This window comes from Cellulomonas sp. KH9 (assembly GCF_900114185.1).
Lineage (GTDB): Bacteria > Actinomycetota > Actinomycetes > Actinomycetales > Cellulomonadaceae > Cellulomonas.
Window position 1 is genome coordinate 1 of record NZ_FOSE01000007.1, and the last position, 17,646, is coordinate 17,646.

General features: G+C 76.2%; 11 protein-coding genes and 1 rRNA gene. 4 read left to right on the forward strand and 8 right to left on the reverse strand.

Going from position 1 to position 17,646, the window contains the following annotated elements; all coding sequences use genetic code 11:
* The first annotated feature begins 172 nt into the window (after positions 1 to 172).
* A 5S ribosomal RNA gene (rrf, locus tag BMZ16_RS18275) occupies positions 173 to 289 on the forward strand.
* A 150-nt stretch (positions 290 to 439) separates the two neighbouring features.
* On the opposite strand, the gene recD is transcribed toward rrf, so the two are convergent.
* The 7 genes from recD to BMZ16_RS18310 form a co-directional block, all read right to left on the reverse strand.
* Positions 440 to 2,362 (reverse strand): exodeoxyribonuclease V subunit alpha, encoded by a 1,923-nt coding sequence (gene recD / locus BMZ16_RS18280; RefSeq protein WP_089803225.1) that lies wholly within the window; start codon positions 2,360 to 2,362, stop codon positions 440 to 442.
* Positions 2,359 to 5,820 (reverse strand): UvrD-helicase domain-containing protein, encoded by a 3,462-nt coding sequence (locus BMZ16_RS18285; protein WP_089803227.1) that lies wholly within the window; start codon positions 5,818 to 5,820, stop codon positions 2,359 to 2,361. The genes recD and BMZ16_RS18285 overlap by 4 nt, the downstream gene beginning before the upstream one ends.
* Positions 5,817 to 9,290, reverse strand: a complete 3,474-nt coding sequence (gene recC, locus BMZ16_RS18290; RefSeq protein ID WP_255366807.1) for an exodeoxyribonuclease V subunit gamma — start codon at positions 9,288 to 9,290, stop codon at positions 5,817 to 5,819. The genes BMZ16_RS18285 and recC overlap by 4 nt, the downstream gene beginning before the upstream one ends.
* Before the next feature lie 88 nt (positions 9,291 to 9,378).
* Positions 9,379 to 10,185 (reverse strand): glycerophosphodiester phosphodiesterase family protein, encoded by an 807-nt coding sequence (locus BMZ16_RS18295; protein ID WP_369822671.1) that lies wholly within the window; start codon positions 10,183 to 10,185, stop codon positions 9,379 to 9,381.
* Between the two features lie 128 nt (positions 10,186 to 10,313).
* Positions 10,314 to 11,330: a CNNM domain-containing protein gene (locus tag BMZ16_RS18300; protein ID WP_089803230.1), complete on the reverse strand. Its 1,017-nt coding sequence runs from the start codon at positions 11,328 to 11,330 to the stop codon at positions 10,314 to 10,316.
* Positions 11,327 to 12,697 (reverse strand): hemolysin family protein, encoded by a 1,371-nt coding sequence (locus BMZ16_RS18305; protein ID WP_089803232.1) that lies wholly within the window; start codon positions 12,695 to 12,697, stop codon positions 11,327 to 11,329. The genes BMZ16_RS18300 and BMZ16_RS18305 overlap by 4 nt, the downstream gene beginning before the upstream one ends.
* 169 nt (positions 12,698 to 12,866) lie before the next feature.
* The gene (locus BMZ16_RS18310) at positions 12,867 to 13,064 is read right to left on the reverse strand and encodes a hypothetical protein (RefSeq protein ID WP_143082895.1); all 198 of its coding nucleotides are present in this window, start codon (positions 13,062 to 13,064) and stop codon (positions 12,867 to 12,869) included.
* Positions 13,065 to 13,482: 418 nt separating this feature from the next.
* Between BMZ16_RS18310 and BMZ16_RS18315 the strand changes: the two genes are divergently transcribed.
* The 3 genes from BMZ16_RS18315 (at position 13,483) to BMZ16_RS18325 (ending at position 14,776) form a co-directional block, all read left to right on the forward strand.
* Positions 13,483 to 13,980, forward strand: a complete 498-nt coding sequence (locus tag BMZ16_RS18315) for a helix-turn-helix transcriptional regulator (RefSeq protein ID WP_089803237.1) — start codon at positions 13,483 to 13,485, stop codon at positions 13,978 to 13,980.
* A 10-nt stretch (positions 13,981 to 13,990) separates the two neighbouring features.
* On the forward strand, positions 13,991 to 14,398 hold the full coding sequence (locus tag BMZ16_RS18320; protein ID WP_177199780.1) for a VOC family protein: 408 nt from the start codon (positions 13,991 to 13,993) through the stop codon (positions 14,396 to 14,398).
* A 78-nt stretch (positions 14,399 to 14,476) separates the two neighbouring features.
* Entirely contained in the window at positions 14,477 to 14,776 is a 300-nt protein-coding gene (locus tag BMZ16_RS18325; protein ID WP_089803241.1) for a hypothetical protein, read from the forward strand.
* Positions 14,777 to 14,791: 15 nt separating this feature from the next.
* Here the strand turns inward: BMZ16_RS18325 and BMZ16_RS18330 are convergent, their stop codons facing one another.
* Positions 14,792 to 17,530 carry a cation-translocating P-type ATPase gene (locus tag BMZ16_RS18330; RefSeq protein WP_089803243.1) on the reverse strand — a complete coding sequence of 913 codons (2,739 nt, stop codon included), beginning with the start codon at positions 17,528 to 17,530 and terminating at the stop codon, positions 14,792 to 14,794.
* Between the last annotated feature and the right edge of the window lie 116 nt (positions 17,531 to 17,646).

Sequence of the window (17,646 nt, forward strand, 5' to 3'; positions counted from 1 at the left end):
CCCAGCTAGACCACTGGGTAGATAGGCCGGATGTGGAAGGCAGGACTAACGACTGCCGCAGCTGACCGGTACTAATAAGCCGACAACTTGACTAACTTCATTCATTGCTACGCGTCCACTGTGCGGTTCCCGAGAAACCAACGGTTCATTCCCGTTGACATCTCGACAGAGTTACGGCGGTCATAGCGAAGGGGAAACGCCCGGTCCCATTCCGAACCCGGAAGCTAAGCCCTTCAGCGCCGATGGTACTGCACCCGCCAGGGTGTGGGAGAGTAGGACGCCGCCGGACAATCATTCAACGAAAGGCCCACCCCTGACCGGGGTGGGCCTTTCGTCGTTCCCGGAGATGTACCTCGTACGGTCCGGTGCTCTCGATGCCGTCATGAGACCCTTCGCGGGCGACGGCGGCGACGGTATGGGGCCCCGGCCCGGCCCCGGGTCAGCGGGCGAAGCGCAGACCGCTCGCGCGGCGGACCGGGCGCTCGACGGCCGCCCGGACGGCTTCGGCCGACCCGACGACGAGAACGTGCCCGCGGGCCCGCGTGATCGCGGTGTAGAGCAGCTCGCGCGTGAGCAGCGGCGACGAGGCGGGCGGCAGCACCACCGTCACGTCCTGGAACTGGCTGCCCTGCGCGCGATGCACCGTCATCGCGTGCACGGTCTCGACCGCCGGGAGGCGGTGCGGGCGGATCAGCCGTGGCGATCCCGGCTCGCCGAACACCGCGACGACGCCGCCCCCGCCGTCGGCGACCACCACGCCCGTGTCGCCGTTCGAGAGTCCGGTGGTGCGATCGTTGGTGGTGACGAGCAGGGGGCGGCCCGGCGGCCACGGCCCGGTCTGGAGCTCCTCCGTGGTCTGCCGGACCCAGCGCTCGGCCAGTGCTGACCACCGCGCGACGCCTGCGGGCCCGCGGCGGTGCGCGAGCAGCAGCCGGTGCGCCCCCAGGGCCTCGAGGGCTCCCGTGACGTCTCCGGCGCGGGCCGCCGCGGTGGTGCGGGCGCCCGACGCGCTGACCGCGCCACGGATGGTCGGGACCTCGTCGTCCGTCGGCACCTCGCCGGCGGGCTCGACGAGCGACGCGTGCGCGCCCCCGGCGCGCAGGAGCTCCAGCGCGGTGTCGGCGTCGCCACGACGCACGGCCTGGGCCAGTGCCCCCAGCTCGTGCCCGTACCGGTGCGGGACGACGAGCCGCACGACACCGCCGTGCAGCGCTGCGGCGTCGCGGGAGTCCTCCGTGCCGGTGCCCGCTGCGTCGGGGACGTCCGCCGGCAGGACCGTTGCCAGACGCGCGGGCAGCGGTCCCGCGGGGACCGGACGCGCCACCAGGTCGCCGAGCACCGCACCCACCTCGACGGAGGCGAGCTGGTCGGGGTCGCCCACGAGGACGAGCCGCGCGTCGGGCCGCAGCGCGTCGAGGACGCGCGCGAGCAGCGGCAACGACACCATCGACGCCTCGTCGAGCACCACGACGTCGTGGGGGAGGCGGTGGGTGCGGTCGTGCGCGAACCGCGTGCTCGACGGCCGCCACCCGAGCAGGCGGTGGATCGTGGACGCGGTGAGCGGCGCAGGGGCGTCGGCCGCCCGCGCAGCGAGCCGTGCCAGCTCGGCGTTCACCGCCTCCTGCAACCGGGCGGCCGCCTTCCCGGTCGGTGCCGCGAGCGCCACCCGCAGGCCGGGGCCGGTGACGTCACGCAGCACGGCGACCAGCCGTGCGACGGTCGTCGTCTTGCCCGTGCCCGGTCCGCCCGTGAGCACCGTGAGCCGCGACAGCGCGGCGGTCGCGGCAGCCAGCCGCTGGCGCCCGTCCTGCGGGCGGCCGAAGCGTGCGTGCACCGCGGCACGCAGCGCTGTGTCGTCGACGTCGAGCAGTCCGACCAGGCGCGCGTCGACGTCGCGGCGCACCACCTGCTCGTCGCGCCAGTAGCGGTCGAGGTACACGCGGCCGTCCACCCAGCGCACCGGGCGGTCGGCGGGCCCGTCCACACCGTCCGCGACCATCCGGCTGGCGCGCACGGCGGCCGTCCACGCCGTGAGGTCCGGCCACGGCAGGGCGATGTCCTGCGCCGGTGCGTCGGGGTCGTCGGGGGAGCCCTCGGCCGCGAGCGTCGGGGCCTCGGTCAGGTCGACGCACACCGACCCCGACCGCACGGCGCGCACGGCCAGCGCGGCGGCGAGCTGCACCGTCGCGTCGTCCTCACCGGTCAGGTCGCCCAGCCGCTCGGCGACGCGCACATCGGCGGACGTCAGGACGCCCGCCGCGGCGAACACCCCCAGCAGCGGCCCCGCGCGCCATGGGCGGCGGGGGTCGCCGGGGTCGACGTCCGCACCCCCCGTGACGTCGGTGGCCACGTCCGCGCTCATCGTCCCGTCCCCCTGCCGTCGAGCAGCGCGGAGAGCGCCACGACCAGGGCCGAGGGCGGCCGCCACGACACCACGCCGCACGGCGAGCCGTCGACGACCGGTGTCCCCGGCCCGCACATGCCGCGGACGAACAGGTACGCGCCGCCGCCCAGATGCCGGTCCGGGGCGTACCCGGGGAGCCGCCACCGCAGGAACCGGTGCAACCCGACCGTGTACAGCAGCAGCTGCAGCGGGTAGTGCGCGTCCATCATCGCGAGCACGGTCGCCGCCGGGCGGTAGTGCCACGCGGTCAGCGGCTCGTCCGGCGGGCCCAGCCGGTTGGTCTTGTAGTCGACGACGACGTACCGGGTGTCGCCGTCGACCTCGACCCGCAGGACGGCGTCGATGCTGCCGGTCAGGTACCCCCGCAGCGCGCCGGGGCGCGTGGCGGTGTCGTCGTGCAGCGCCTGCAGCCGCCCGGCGTAGGGCGCGAACGGGTCGTCGGGGTCGAGGTGGGTCCGCAGCAGCGTGGCGACGTCCGCCAGCGTCGCCGGGTGCCGGCCCGACGCGTCGAGGTCGCCACCCGCCAACGGGAGCTCGAGGTCGAGCTCGGCGAGCCGGTCGCGCGGGGCGACCTGGGCGAGCGTCCGCCCGCCGAGCAGCGGCCCGCCAGGCGTGTGCAGGGCGGGCAGCAGCGCCTCGGCGAGCACGTCCGGGTCGATGCCCAGCCCGGCGACGTACCCCGCGGCCTCGACGCAGCGCGCGCGCACCTCCGCCGCGAGGTCGGCGGCGCCCGTGTCGACGTGCTCGAGGACGTGGTGCACGAGCGTGCCGAACGCGGTCCCGCCGGGCAGGTCCGCCAGCGGCGACCGCACCGCACGCAGCGCGGCGGTCAGCACGGGGTCCGGGGTGGTGCGCGCCAGCACCTGCGGGTCGGGCTCGTCGCCGTCCCCCGCGTGCGGCGGACGCACCGGCACGGGACCGTCGGCCTCGTCCTGGATCCCGGGGTCCTCCGGCTCGTCGGCAACACCGGCACGGTCCGGGGCAGCGGGGCCGGCCGGGCCGGCGTCGTGCGCTGCGGCGGTCAACCCCGAGTAGGACGTGCGGCGCCACGTCGTGTCGACCGTCCGGTGCAGGTGCGCGACCTCCAGCGGGGTCAGCGGTCCGCGCTCCGGGGCCCAGCGCACCGGCGCGGGCGCCTCGTCGACGGTCTCGTGCACGACGGTGCCACCCGAGCGGTCGGCCAGCGCCTCGAACGCCGCGGCGGCCTGGTCGTCGCGCGGCACGGGCACCGTGTCCGGCGGCAGGCCCAGCGCGTCCCGCGCCCCCAGCGCCAGACGCCCCACGGCCCCCGACGCAGACACCGTGCTCGGGGCCCACCACACCACGACCTGGCTGCTCGCCCGCGTCAGCGCGACGTACGCCAGGCGCAGGTCCTCACCGGCCTCCTCGGCCTGGTGGCGGGCGCGCGCGGCCTCGTAGCCCGGGCTCCCCGGTCCGCCCACGTGCAGGCGCCGCGTGCCGTCGTCGTCGTGGTACCGCAGCACCGCCGGGGTGCGCGGCACGAACCGGTCCCACGCGAACGGCACCAGCACGACGGGGAACTCCAGCCCCTTCGCGGCGTGCACCGTGACGACCTGGACGGCCGCCGCGTCCGTCTCGAGACGGCGGCTGCGCTCCTCGGCGTAGTCGCCGGCCGCCTCGTCGATACGCGCCCGCAGCCACTCCGTCAGCGCCGCGGCACCGAGGCCCGCGTCGCGGGCGGCAGCGTGCAGCACCTCGCCGACGTGCCGCACGTCGGTCAGCGCCCGCTCGCCGTCGACGCGCACGGCGAGCCGCTCGTGCAGGCCCGCGGCGGCCGTCGCCTGCAGCAGCGCCGCGACGCCCTGGCCCGCGAGCACGTGGGACCACCCGCGGAGCAGGTCCGCGAGGTCGTCGTGCTCGCGGTCCGACGCGCCCGCGAGGCGTGCGGCGTCCCACCCGACGAACGGCGTGAGCGCCGCCGCGGCCACCCGGGCCGCGTCACCCGTGGCGGCGAGCGCGCTGAGCAGCACCAGCCAGTCACGCGCGGCGGACGTCGCGAACACGCTCGACAGGCCGGACACCACGGCCGGCACCCCCGAGGCGACCAGGGCGTCGCGCACCGCCAGCGCGTCGGCGTTCCGCCGCGCGAGGACCGCGACGTCACCGGGCAGCACCGGGCGCCACCCGTCCCCGTCCCGCAGGCGGCTGCCCCGCAGCGTCCGTACCACCTGTGCCGCGACGTCCCGGTGGATCAACGAGCGCACGGTGTCGACCCGCGGCGCGGCGCTGCCCGCGCCCACGGCCCGCCGCGTCACCCGGCGCACGACGACCGGGGGACCGCCGTCGATCCGGCGTCCCTGCCGCGCGGCCTGCACCGGGTGCACCACGATCCGGGGGTCGCCGAGCGCGGCCCCGCCGAGCAGGTGGGCGAGCCCGTCGAGCAGGGGCGCGTCGGCGCGCCAGCTGCGTCCCAGCGTGGCCGTCGTCGCGACGGCGCGAGCCGCCAGGTACGTGTGCACGTCGGCACCGCGGAACGCGTAGATCGCCTGCTTCGGGTCGCCGATGAGCACGAGGGTCCGGTGGCCGTGGAACGCCGTGCGCAGGATCTCCCACTGCACCTCGTCGGTGTCCTGGAACTCGTCGACCATCACGACGCGGTACGGCGCGCGCACCCGCTCGGCCGCGGCGGCACCGCTGACCGGGTCGGTCAGCGCGGCGTGCAGCAGCGTCAGCAGGTCGTCGTAGTCGACGACGTGCGCCGCCCGCCGCCGGCGGACGACCTCGCGGCGGACGGCCCGCGCGAGGCGGAACCGGTGGTCCGGCGGGGTGCCGGGTGGTGCGTCGTCGGGCGCGAGGACGGCCGCGTGGTCGCTCACCGCGGCGCGTGCCACCTCGCGCGCCTCGGGGACCGTCAGGACGGGCCGCTCGGCGAACGCGTACGCCCCGAGGTACAGGTCGTCGACGACCTGCGCCTCCAGGTCGGCCACGTCGGGGAGCAGCGCGGCACCGGGCTCGACGTGCCCACCGCCCGTCGTGGTGCCCAGCGTGCGCAGCATCTGCTGGCAGAACCCGTGGGTCGTCGTGATGGTCGCGGCGTCCACCTCGGACAGCGCGACGGTCAGGCGGGCGCAGCGGCGGGCGAGCTCGGCGTCGTCGACGTCCGCGAGGTGCCGCACGAGGACGTCGTCACTCCCACGCGCCCCCGGTCCCCGCAGCGCCCGCTCGGTGGCGACCAGGCGGGCGCGCACGCGGTCCCGCAGCTCGCTGGTCGCCATCCGGCCGAACGTCACCAGCAGCAGCTCGGGCAGGCGGACGTGACCCTCGGCGACGTAGCGCGCCGCGAGCGCCGCGATCGTGAAGGTCTTGCCCGTGCCCGCGCTGGCCTCGAGCACGGTCGTGCCCGACGGCAGCGGGCCGCACACGTCGAACACGTCGACGCCGGTCGTGACGGTCATGCGGGCTCCCGTCCCTCGTGCGTGAGCAGCGCGTCCCACACGGTGCGCGCCAGCGCGCCCAGCAGGGTCGGTTCGTGCGGCCACGCCGCGCGGTCGGCGGGTGCGGGGTCGCCCGCCACGGCCGTCAGGGTGAACCCCTCACCCCACGCGAGCACGTGGTACTCGTCCGTGTGCTCGAAGCGGTCCCGCAGCGCGTGCTCGGCGTCGGCGAGCGCACCGGCGGGGTCGTCGTGCCCGTGGCGCCGCTGCGCGTACGTGCCCCCGGCGGCCACGGGCAGCGGCAGCGGGGCGCACAGCGCGCGGTCGCGGACCGCGACGAGGTCGGCGAGCAGGCGGCGCGCGTCGTCCGCGGCGGGCGGCGACAGCCACGAGGTCATGGCCCGCGGACGGCTGCCGACGGCGCGGCCCACGGTCACGGCCGCGCGCACGGGCGGGGTGGTGGGGTCCGCGGCGAGCGCGAGGAGCTGCACCCACGCGCGCAGCCGGTGCTTGGCACCGAGGCGCGCGTACACGGCACGCACCAGGACGTCCCCGTGCACCCCCGGCACGGTGCCCGCCAGCGTCCGACCGCCGGGCAGCGCCACGGTGACGTCGACGGTCGACCCGGGCACCGTCAGCACCGGTGCCGCGGCCTCGGCGACGGCGGTCACCCGCGTGGCGACGTCGGCCAGCGCGGCGCCACCGAGGGTGCCCGGCGGCGCCGTGCCGCGGCGGCGCTCGGCAGCGGCCGCGCGGCCCAGGTCCACCCCCGACAGGACCGCGGTCAGCAGCCGGTCACCCGCCGCCCAGCCGTCGAGCGGCGCCAGGGTCAGCGGCAGACGGTCGTCGAGGTCCTCGCTCTCGCCCGGCACCAGGACGCCCAGCCGGCGCCGGACGAACGCCCGGACGGGGTGCTCGAGCGCGGACACCAGGTCGTCGAGGTCCACGACCGGCTCCTCGAGCGGCGGCAGCGGGGCGGTGAGCAGCGGGGGCCGGGGTCGGCGGGGACCGCGCGCGACCTCGGCCGCCCGGCGGTCCACGGCGTCGAAGCTGAAAGGGCCCGTCCGCCCCAGCGCGCCGGGCGTGAAGTTGCGCTCGTCGACCGTCTGCAGCGGGTGCTGCACCACGAACGCCTCCCGCGCCGTCCGCCCGCCGCCCGGCTCCACGGCCTCGTTGACGGCGTCGAGCAGCTCGCCCACGGGCACCGCGGGCGGCCGCGGTGCGCCCGTGCGCTCGTCGGCGCCGCTGTGCACGACCACGAGGTGGTCACCGGCGGCCATCACGGCGTCGAGGAACAGCTGACGGTCCTCCGCGCGGCGGTCCCGCTCACCGACCAGCGGGTCGCGCGCCAGCACGTCGTCGCCGTCCGGTGCGCCGCCGCGCGGGAACACGCCGTCGTCCATGCCCAGCAGGCACACCACGCGGTGCGGCACCGCGCGCATCGGCTCCAGGGAGCACACCGTCAGCGCCCCCGTGCGGAACCCCGCGCGGGTCGGGCGGCCTGCGAGCCGCGGCTCGAGGAGGGCGACGACGTCCGGCAGGCGCAGCGGCACGTCGGTGCCGGCGGCCGACGCACGCGCGTCCGCGAGCACGGCACGCGCACCGACCTCCTGCCAGGCGTCGGCCGGGTCAGCGGCCGTCAGCAGGACGAGCGCACGCTCGAGCGCGTCGAACCACGCGTCGGCGGGCCGCACGCCGTCGAGCTCGTCCAGCAGCGCGGTGACCCGGTCGACGAGCTCGGCCACGCGGCCGGCGAGGTCCACGTCGGTGCTGTCGACGTCGTCCAGGGGGAGCGCCGACCCGACGAACCGCTGCTCCTCCTCGGCCATCGCGACGCCCAGCAGCAGCCGGTCGGTGGCGGTGCGCCACGTGCCCTGCGCGACCCGGCCGAGCCCGAACCGCTCCCGGCGGTCCAGGTCCTCACCCCACCGGACGCCCGACGCGAGCGCCCACGCCCGCAGCTGCTCGACGGCGGCGTCGTCGAAGCCGAAGCGCCGCCGCACGGCGGGCAGGCCCGCGAGGTCCACGACGCCGGACGCGGTGACCCGCGACCCCGCCAGCTCCAGCAGCGCCGAGACGACCCGCAGCAGGGGGTTGGTGCGCGCCGGGGCGCGGTCGGCCACGCGCACGCGCAGCGTGCGCCCGGGGTGGACGGGCAGGGCGTCCTGCCGGGCGGGCGGGCCGCCGCCGTCGGCGGGGGACGCCGGCGCACCGAACGCCGCCACGACCAGGGGCGCGAACGCCTCGACGTCCGGGCACAGCACGACGACGTCCCGCGGTTGCAGCGTCGGGTCGTCCGCGAGCAGCCCGAGCACCACCTCGCGCAGCACCTCGACCTGACGTCCGCGGCCGTGGCAGGAGTGCACCTGGACGGTGCGGTCGTCGGGGCCGGCGGCGACGCGGGTCGTGGGACGCTCGTCGGCACGCAGCGCCGCCTGCAGCGCGCCGAGCGCGGTCACGGGCGGCGGCGGCGCCGGGTGGTGCGTGACGCCGGCGCCCGTGCCCGTCAGCCGCAGCCCCAGCTCGGTGGCGTCGCGGGCCGCGGACGCGAGCAGGGGGTGCACGGCGACGGTCGGCACGGCGCTGCGACGGGGAGCGGCGCCCGCCGCGGACGCGTGCGCCGCGGACGCGTCCGCCGCGGACGCGTCCGCCGCCCGCTGCCACAGTCGCGGCGAGGGGTGGGGGAGCCACACGTGCACGTCGCGGTGCGCCGCGAGCGCGGCCAGCACGTCGACGTGCGCCCGCGGCAGCCGGGTCGGGCCGAGGACGGACAGCCGCGGGGGCAGGTCGACCACGTCCGGGTCCGCACGCAGCGTGCGCACGGCGTCGTCGAGGAGCTCGGCGGGCCCGGGGACGCCGACGGCGGCGCGCACCGCCCGCCACAGCGACGCCTGCCACACCAGGTCCGGCGGCAGGGGGGCGCCGGCGCCGTCCTCGTCCCGCCCGGCGGCCCAGGCGGCGACGAGCGAGGGCCGCTGGGCCGCGTACGCGGCGAACGTCCCGGCCAGCCGCTGCGCGAGGCGCAGCCGCCGCCCGGCGTGCACGTCCTGCCGGTCGTCGGCGTCCACGAGGTGCCGACGCAGCGGACCGGCCCACGGCACGTCCTGCGTGACGGCGTCGTCCACGGCGCGCAGGACGTGCCACGCGAGGCGCTCGGGCTCCCACGGGTCGTCGTCGCGCGACGTGCCGGTGGCCGCCGCGACCGCCTCGCGCACCAGGTGGGTGGGCGGCCCGAAGTCGATGCGGGCGCTGACACCGCCCTCGCCGTCCGGTCCGACGCCCAGGCGGTGGGACAGCCGCTGCGCGACCCACCGCTCGACCCCGCGCGTGGGTACGGCGACGACCTCACGGGCGAACGGGTCGGTCCCGGGCGGCACGTCCGCGAGGACGTCGGCGAGCGCGTCGACCAGCACGTCCGCCCGTTCGGCGGTGTGCACCCGCAGGGCACGCGTCGCGGCCGTCGTGGACCGTCCGTGCCCCGTCGTCGTCACCCGACGCACGGTAGCGAACCGCGGGGACACCGACGCGCGCGTCCACAGCCCCGCGGGCGGCGCGTCCTGCAGGGTGCCGCGGGTCCGGTCAGGACCACACGCCGCGCGCCCGCAGCACGTCGCGCAGCAGGTCGGCGCGGTCGGTGACCAGACCGTCCACGCCGAGGTCAAGGAGACGGTGCATCTCGTCCGGGTCGTCGACGGTCCACACGTGCACGGCCCGCCCGGCGGCGTGCGCCGCGGCGACGGTGCCGGCGTCGACCACCCGCAGCCGCCCCTGCGCGACCGGCACCTGCAGCGCGTCCACCTCGCGCAGCGCGCGCGCCGCGAGCCGTCTGGCGTGCGCCCGGTGCGCGACGAGGAACCGGGCGACCTCGCCCGTCGCGGCGGACGTCGCCACCGGGCGGCTCAGCCGCGCCACCGTCGCCCGCCGGCGCGCGGCGGAGAAGGACGCCACGCACACGCGGTCGTGCGACGCGGTGCGCTCGATCGCCTCCGCGACGGGCGCGATGGCGTACTCGCTCTTCACGTCGACGTTGACCCGCAGGTCGGGCCAGGTGCCGAGCACGTCGACGAGCATCGGCACCGGGTCGACCCCGCCGATGCGGGCGCGGCGCACCACCGACCACGGCAGCTCGGACACCATGCCCTCGCCGTCCGTCGTCCGGTCCAGGGTCTCGTCGTGCAGCGCCACCGCGACGCCGTCGGCCGTCGCGTGCGCGTCCGTCTCCACGTACCGGAACCCGAGGTCGACCGCCGCGCCGAACGCGGTCAGGGAGTTCTCGCGGCCGTCGAGCGCGAAGCCCCGGTGGGCGAGGGCGACCACGCCGCTGGGGTCGTGGACGTACGGGTGGCGCACGGGTGCCTGCCCGGGGACGTCCTGGCTCGCGTGCACAGGTCCACTGTCACCCGCTGCGGGCCCGGCGTCCTGCGGGGGCGCGAGGATTTCACCCGGTCGTCGCCCGCCCGACACCTGAGCGGCGCGCGCGGGCGACGGTCCGGTGGACCGGCGCCCGCGCGCGCTCACGCGGCGCCCGTGCCCGTGGCCTGCGGCAGCAGCCGCTCGACCACGTCCGCGAGCGTGACCACCAGGGTGCGCTCGCCACCCGTGACGACCGCCAGGTGGTGGCGGCCCTCCCGCATGCCGGCGAACGCGGTGGCCACCAGGGTGTCGCCCGGCAGCTCGTACACCGGACGCACGAACGGTGCCGCCGGGGCCGTCGGCTCGCTCATCAGGGTGTCGCGCACGTGCACGACGCCCGTGACCGCGCCGGCGTCGCCGACGAGGATGCGCAGGTGCCCGCTGTCCAGGGAGGCGCGCTGCACGTCCTGGGCCGTCGCCGTGGTGGGCACGGTGACCGGCACCGCGGCGGGGTCCGCGAGGTCGCGCACCGTGATGCGCTGCAGCTCCAGGGCCTGCGAGAGCTGTGCCGAGAACGCCTCGTCCAGCGCGCCGACGTTCGCCGAGTGCTCCACCAGGTGGCGCAGCGAGGCCGGGTCGGTGACCGCGACCATCTCGTCGACCGGCTCGACGCCCACCCGCCGCAGCATGCGGTTGGCGGACTCGTTGAGCGCCCGCAGCACGGGCCGCACGGCCCACATGAACGCCCGCATCGGCAGCGCGAGCAGCTGCGCGGACGCCTCGGGGTGCGCGATCGCCCACGACTTGGGCGCCATCTCGCCCACGACCAGGTGCAGGAACGTCACGATGACCAGCGCGAGCACGAAGCCCACCACGTCGGCGGGCACGGCGGGCAGGCCCCACGACGCGAACAGCGGTGTGAGCCAGTGGTGCACCGCCGGCTTGGTGATGGCACCGAGCGCCAGGGTGCAGGCGGTGATGCCCAGCTGGGCGCCGGCCAGCAGCACCGTCAGCTCGTGGGAGCTGCGCAGCGCGGCACGGGCCGTGCGGCTCGTGGCGGCGGCGTCCTCGAAGCGGTGGCGGCGCGCGGCCAGCATGGCGAACTCGACCGCGACGAAGAACGCGGACAGCGCGATGATCGCGACGGTCGTGACCAGGACGACCCAGGGGTTGCTCATCGGTCGTCCTCCTGCGTCGTCGTGCCCTGCTCCTCGGTGACGTCCTCGACGCTCAGGCGCACCCGTGCGGGCACGTGCCGCTCGACGTCCAGCACCTCGATGCGCAGCACCTGCGCGGGTGGCTCCTCGTCGTCGACGAGGTGCGCGGGGTCGGGTGCCAGCGGCACCTCGACGACCGTGCCCTGCGGCGGCAGCGCACCGTGCGCGTCGATGGCCAGGCCGGCGATCGTCTCGTAGTCGTCGCGCGGCAGGTCACGCCCCAGGGCGCGCTCCACCTCGTCGACGTGCACGTCGCCCGCGACGATCCAGGACCCGTCGGCCTGCTCGGTCGCGTCGGCCGCGTCGAGCGGGTCGTGCTCGTCGTGGATCTCGCCCACGAGCTCCTCGGCGACGTCCTCCATCGAGAGCGCGCCGGCGAAGCCGCCGTACTCGTCGATGACGACGGCGAGCTGGTTGTCGGCCGCCAGCAGCAGGCGCACGGCGTCGGGCAGCGACATCGACTCCGGGACCAGGGTGGCGGGGCGCTGCAGGTCTGCCGCCGTGGCCGTCGCGTCGGTGCACCGCAGCACGTCGGGCAGGTGCACGACGCCCGTCACGGACTCCTCGTCCAGCACGGGGTAGCGCGAGTGCCCCTCGGACATCAGCTCGCGCAGCCGCACCACCGAGGTGTCCGGGGTGACCGTGTCGACCCGGGAGCGCGGCACCATGGCGTGCTCGACGTCGCTCTCGGGGAAGTCGAGGATCCGGTCCAGCAGGACCGACAGCTCGCGCGGCAGGTCGACGGAGTCCGCGACGATGTGCTCGAGGTCGCGCGCGGTCGCGGAGTGCTCGACGTCGTGGACGGGCTCGATGCCCAGGACCTTGAGCAGCGCGTTGGACGCCGCGTCGAAGATGCGGATGAGCCAGCCGAAGGCGCGCAGGTACCAGATGGTCGACGTGGCGAGCCGCACGGCGGTGGGCTCGGGGCGGGCGATCGCGAGGTTCTTGGGGAAGAGCTCACCGACCAGCATCTGCACGAACGTCGAGAACAGCAGGGCCAGCACGGTGCCGATGGCGATGCCGACGCCCGTCGGGACGTCCACCAGGCCCAGCGCCTCGCCGAACGCCTCACCGATGAGGGGCTCGGCCACGTACCCGACGAGCAGGCCCGTGACGGTGATGCCGAGCTGGGCGCCCGACAGCATGAAGGACGTGCGCCGCGTGACCTCGAGCGCCTTGCGCGCACCGGCGTCACCGGCCTCCGCGCGCGCCGCGAGGCGGGAGCGGTCGACGGACATGTAGCCGAACTCCTGGGCCACGAAGTACGCCGTGACCGCGGTGATGGCGAGGACGACGATCACGCCGAGCAGGAGGCTCAGGATCCACATCGGAGCCCCACCTCCCGTCGCGTGGTCGCGTCGCAGGGGTGGGGCACGGGACTGTGCCCCGGACTGTCGGGGTCCATCGGTTCTCCAAGGTCGACTGAGGGGTCGGGGGTGCAACGGGCCGGCCGCCCCGGCAGTTCCCGCGGCTGCGGGGGCGGTGCGGTGACGTCGGTCACGCGCGCCCGTCCGGCCGGGGGTCGTCGGCCCCGTACACGGTGAGCGCGGCCGGCACGATGCGCAGCCGGGCCACGGCGTCGGCGGGCAGGTCGGTGGTCTCGCCGTCGTGCGCGAGCACCACGCCGGCCCCGTCGGCGCCGTCGGCGCCCGCGTGGACCGTGAGGTCCGGTGACGTGCGCTGCCGCAGGAGCATACGACGTCGTGCCGGTGGCACCGCCCGCAGCGGGCGCGCCCCCTGCGCGGCGGCCGCCCGCACGGTCCGGGGGACCGGTGTGCCACCGTCCAGGACGACCACCTGCGCCGGCGGGAGGGCGGCGCGGACCTGCTCGGCCGTCGGCTGCAGGTGGCACCGCCGAGGACGTCGGAGAGCCAGTGGGCGCCCACGTGCAGCCGGGAGTGGGCGACGGCCGCCGCGAGGGGTGCGACCGCGACCCGGCGCCCGGCCACTCGAGCAGGACGCCGGTGGCGAACGCCGCCGCCGACGCGCCGCCTCGCCATCGCACCGGCGTCGGCGCCCTGCGTCGTGCGTCCGTCTGTCCCCTCGCACGGCGGCTCCCGGTCCACCCGTCGGCGGTCTGGGCATCCGGCGCGGCGCACGGCAGGCTGTCGTCATGACGTCCGGGGACGAGGCGCGGCTGCGGGAGCTGCGGCTGCTGCGCTCGGTGCGCGACCGCATCGACCGCGACCACGCGCAGCCGCTGGACGTCGCCGCCCTCGCACGCGGGGCGCACATGTCGGCCGGCCACCTGAGCCGGCGCTTCCGCGCCGTGTACGGCGAGTCCCCCTACAGCTACCTCATGACCCGGCGCATCGAGCGCGCCATGACGCTGCTGCGACGCGGCGACCTGAGCGTCACCGAGGTCTGCTTCGCAGTCGGGTGCTCGTCGCTGGGGACGTTCAGCACACGCTTCTCCGAGCTGGTGGGCATCCCGCCGTCGCAGTACCGCCGGCTCGCGGCGCGCGGCGGTGCCGGGGGCGGCGCAGGGGAGGGCGCGGCGGACGGCGTGGGTGACCTCGCGGGTCTGCCGAGCTGCGTCACGAAGCAGGTGACGCGGCCGCGACGGCATCGGTCAGGATCCGAGAAGCCGGCACCGACCCCGCCCTCCTAGCGTGGGCGGCATGGACCTGCTCATCCACTACACCTTCCTCCCCGCCGACGACCCCGAGGCCTCCCTCGCGTTCTACCGCGACGTCCTGGGCTTCGAGGTCCGCAACGACGTCGGCTACGGCGACATGCGCTGGATCACCGTCGGCCCGCCCGCGCAGCCGCAGACGTCGATCGTGCTGCACCCTCCGGCCGCCGACCCGGGCATCACCGACGACGAGCGCCGCACCATCGCCGAGCTCATGGCGAAGGGGGCGTACGCGTCGGTCGTCCTCGCGACGTCCGACGTGGACGCCGCGTTCGCGCGCGTCCAGGCGGGCGGCGCCGAGGTCGTCCAGGAGCCGATGGACCAGCCGTACGGGACGCGCGACTGCGCGTTCCGCGACCCGGCGGGGAACATGGTCCGCATCAACCGCGTGTGACCTGGGCGCGGGGCGCGCACCGGGTGATCTCGGCGTCACATGGCGCCGGATCGAACAGGTGTTCGATACCCTGGGGTCATGCACGACCGCACCACCCCGCCCCGACCCCCGGCCCGCGACGTCGCCAACAGCGAGGTCCCCGACGGCATCCCGACGCGCCCGCAGGGGGACGTGGCCGTCGTCGTGCGGCTGGTCTGGTCCGACGGCTCCGAGGAGTGGCGCGCGGCGCGAGCGATCCGGTGGACGCGCACGCACGTCATGGTCGCCTGGCGCGAGCACGACGCCGACCCGCGGTCGGAGCGGCACACCTGGCTGCGCGCGGGGGACGTCGCGCGCTCGGTCAGCTGGTTCGTCCCGCCGGACCGCACGCCCGCCTGACGTCCGCGCGACGCCTCACGGGCGCACGCGCCGCGCCACCGCCTTGCCCACCTCGCACAGCAGGAAGACGCCGACCGCGAACGCGGCCGTCAGGCCCCAGTCCCGCCAGCCGATCGGCGCGGAGTCGAACCAGCTGTGCATGAACGGCGCGTAGGTGAAGACCGCCTGCAGCACGGCCAGCGACCCCACCGCGACCCACACGACCCGGTTGCCGGTGAGCACCCGCCACGTCAGCGACGACCCGTTGAGGAAGCGGCACGAGAAGAGGAAGGCCGTCTGCCCCAGCGCGAGCATCGCCACGGCCGACGTCTGCGCGACCCCGTCGCTCGCACCGAGCTGCTTCTCCAGCAGGTAGACCGCCAGCGTCGTGCCGCCGATGAGCAGCGAGGCCCACACGACGACGACGAGCGAGGGGCGCGACAGCACGGACTCCTTCGGGGAGCGCGGCGGCCGGTCCATGATCCCGGGCTCCGCGGGCTCGTACGCCAGGGCCAGCGACAGCGTGATCGCGGTGACGAGGTTGACCCACAGGATCTGCACCGGTGTCAGCGGCAGCGCCAGCCCGAACAGCACCGCCACGAGGATCACGAGGGACTGCGCGCCGTTCGTCGGCAGGAGGAACACCACGGACTTGCGGATGTTGTCGTAGATCCGCCGTCCCTCCTCGACCGCCCGCTCGATGGTCGCGAAGTTGTCGTCCGCCAGGACGATCTCCGCCGCCTCCTTCGTGGCCTCGGTGCCCTTGATGCCCATCGCGATGCCGATGTCCGCGCGGGTCAGGGCGGGCGCGTCGTTGACGCCGTCGCCCGTCATCGCGACCACCTCGCGGTGCGACTGCAACGCGCGCACGATCCGGATCTTGTGCTCCGGGCTGGTGCGGGCGTACACGTCGACGTCCTGGACGCGGGTGCGCAGCTCCTCCTGGCTCATCGCCTCGAGCTCGGCGCCCGTGAGCGCGGTGACCTCCTCGCCGTGCCGCACGATCCCGAGCTCGCGCGCGATCGCCACGGCCGTGCCCGCGTGGTCGCCCGTGATCATCTTCACCGCGATGCCGGCGCGGTGGCAGTCGGCGATCGCCGCGACGGCCTCGGGCCGCGGCGGGTCGACGATGCCCACGACGCCCAGGAACGTCAGGCCCGTGTCCACGTCGTCCAGGTCGAGCGTCGTCGTGCCGGACGCCGCGGCGCGCTCGGCCGTGGCCAGGACGCGCAGTCCCTGCCCGCCCAGCTCCTCGACGGCGTGCTCCCAGCGCTCGCGGTCCAGCGGCACCGGCGCACCCGACGGGCCGCGCTGGGTGGTCGACCGGTCCAGCAGCCGGTCCGGGGCCCCGACGACGTGCACGCGCAGCTCCGCGTCGGGCAGCTCGTCGAGCGTCGCGGACAGCTTGTTCGCCGACTCGAACGGCACCGCCGCGAGCCGCCGGGCATCGTCGGTGCGGACGTCCGTCTTGAGCGCCAGCGTCCGTAGCGCACCCTCGGTGGGCTGCCCGACGACGCGCCAGCGGCCGTCGTCGTCCGCGACGACGCGGGAGTCGTTGCACAGCGCACCGGCGCGCACCAGTGCCGCCAGGTCGGGATGCGCGGCGACGGGTGCGGGGGCGCCGTCCAGGGTGACGCCGCCGCTCGGCTCGTACCCCAGGCCGTCCACGTCGTACCGGTGCTCGGCCGTGACGACCGTCCGCGCGGTCATCTCGTTCCTCGTCAGCGTCCCGGTCTTGTCCGAGCAGATGGTGGTGACCGATCCGAGCGCCTCGACCGCGGGCAGCTTGCGGGTGATCGCGTGGCGCCGGGCCATCTGCTGCACACCGAGCGCGAGCGTGATCGTCACCAGCGCCGGCAGGCCCTCCGGCACGGCGGCCACGGCGAACCCGATCGCGGCGGACACGAGGTCCGGCAGGGCGAAGTCGTGGACGACGCGCCCGATGACGAGCATCGCGAACGCCATGACGAGGATCGCCCGGGACAGCAGGGTGCCCAGGCGCGCGAGCTGGCGCTTCAGCGGCGTCTCCAGCGGGTCCACGTCGGCGATGAGCGACTGGATGCGCCCGATCTCGGTCGCCTGGCCCGTCCCGGTCACGACACCCAGGCCGGTGCCGGCGGCGACGATCGTGCCCGAGAACAGCATGCTCGCGCGGTCGCCCACGCCTGCGTCGGCACCCACCGGCGCGACGTCCTTGGCCGCCGGCACGGACTCCCCGGTGAGGGCGGACTCGTCGACCTGCAGGTTCGTCGCCTCGACGAGGCGCACGTCGGCCGGCACCTTGTCGCCGGACCGCACGCGCACGACGTCGCCCGGCACGAGCGTCTGCGAGTCCACGTCGGTCCACTGCCCGTCGCGGCGCACGGTGGCCGACAGCGACAGCATCGTGCGGATGCCGTCCAGGGCACGCTCCGCCTGCCCCTCCTGCAGGAACCCGACGAGGGCGTTGGCCAGGGCGACCACGAGGATCACCGTGAAGTCGACCCAGTCCCCGAGGAACGCCTTGAGCACCGCGGCGGCGAGCAGGATGTAGATGAGGACGTCGTCGAAGTGCCCGAGGAACCGCACCAGGACGTGCGGCCGCGGCGGCGTGGGCAACCGGTTGGGGCCCACCGTCGCCAGCCGTGCGTCCGCCTCGGCGGACGAGAGCCCGTCGGCCGTGGTGCCGAGCCGGGCGAGCACCTCGGACGCGTCCTGCGCGTACGGGCGGTCACTGCCCAGGTGCTCCGGTCGGCCGGCCCCGGGTCGAGGAGTGTCGTGTGCGGTGCTCGTCATGCGTCACCTCGGTGGGGTGTGGCAGGGCCGCGCTCCTCGCATCGTGACACGCGGCAGCGCGGGGCGACACAGCAGCGGGGCCGCGCCCCCGTGGGGTGCGGCCCCGCTGCTGCGTG

What these genes read in the sequence shown, in the direction of transcription:
- BMZ16_RS18320 (WP_177199780.1), top strand. Translation starts at nt 13,991, where the DNA reads ATGGACCTGCTCATCCACTACACCTTCCTCCCCGCCGACGACCCCGAG.
- BMZ16_RS18325 (WP_089803241.1), top strand. Translation starts at nt 14,477, where the DNA reads ATGCACGACCGCACCACCCCGCCCCGACCCCCGGCCCGCGACGTCGCC.
- BMZ16_RS18300 (WP_089803230.1), bottom strand. Translation starts at nt 11,330, where the DNA reads ATGAGCAACCCCTGGGTCGTCCTGGTCACGACCGTCGCGATCATCGCG.
- BMZ16_RS18315 (WP_089803237.1), top strand. Translation starts at nt 13,483, where the DNA reads ATGACGTCCGGGGACGAGGCGCGGCTGCGGGAGCTGCGGCTGCTGCGC.
- recD (WP_089803225.1), bottom strand. Translation starts at nt 2,362, where the DNA reads ATGAGCGCGGACGTGGCCACCGACGTCACGGGGGGTGCGGACGTCGAC.
- BMZ16_RS18310 (WP_143082895.1), bottom strand. Translation starts at nt 13,064, where the DNA reads ATGCTCCTGCGGCAGCGCACGTCACCGGACCTCACGGTCCACGCGGGC.
- BMZ16_RS18285 (WP_089803227.1), bottom strand. Translation starts at nt 5,820, where the DNA reads ATGACCGTCACGACCGGCGTCGACGTGTTCGACGTGTGCGGCCCGCTG.
- BMZ16_RS18305 (WP_089803232.1), bottom strand. Translation starts at nt 12,697, where the DNA reads ATGTGGATCCTGAGCCTCCTGCTCGGCGTGATCGTCGTCCTCGCCATC.
- BMZ16_RS18330 (WP_089803243.1), bottom strand. Translation starts at nt 17,530, where the DNA reads ATGACGAGCACCGCACACGACACTCCTCGACCCGGGGCCGGCCGACCG.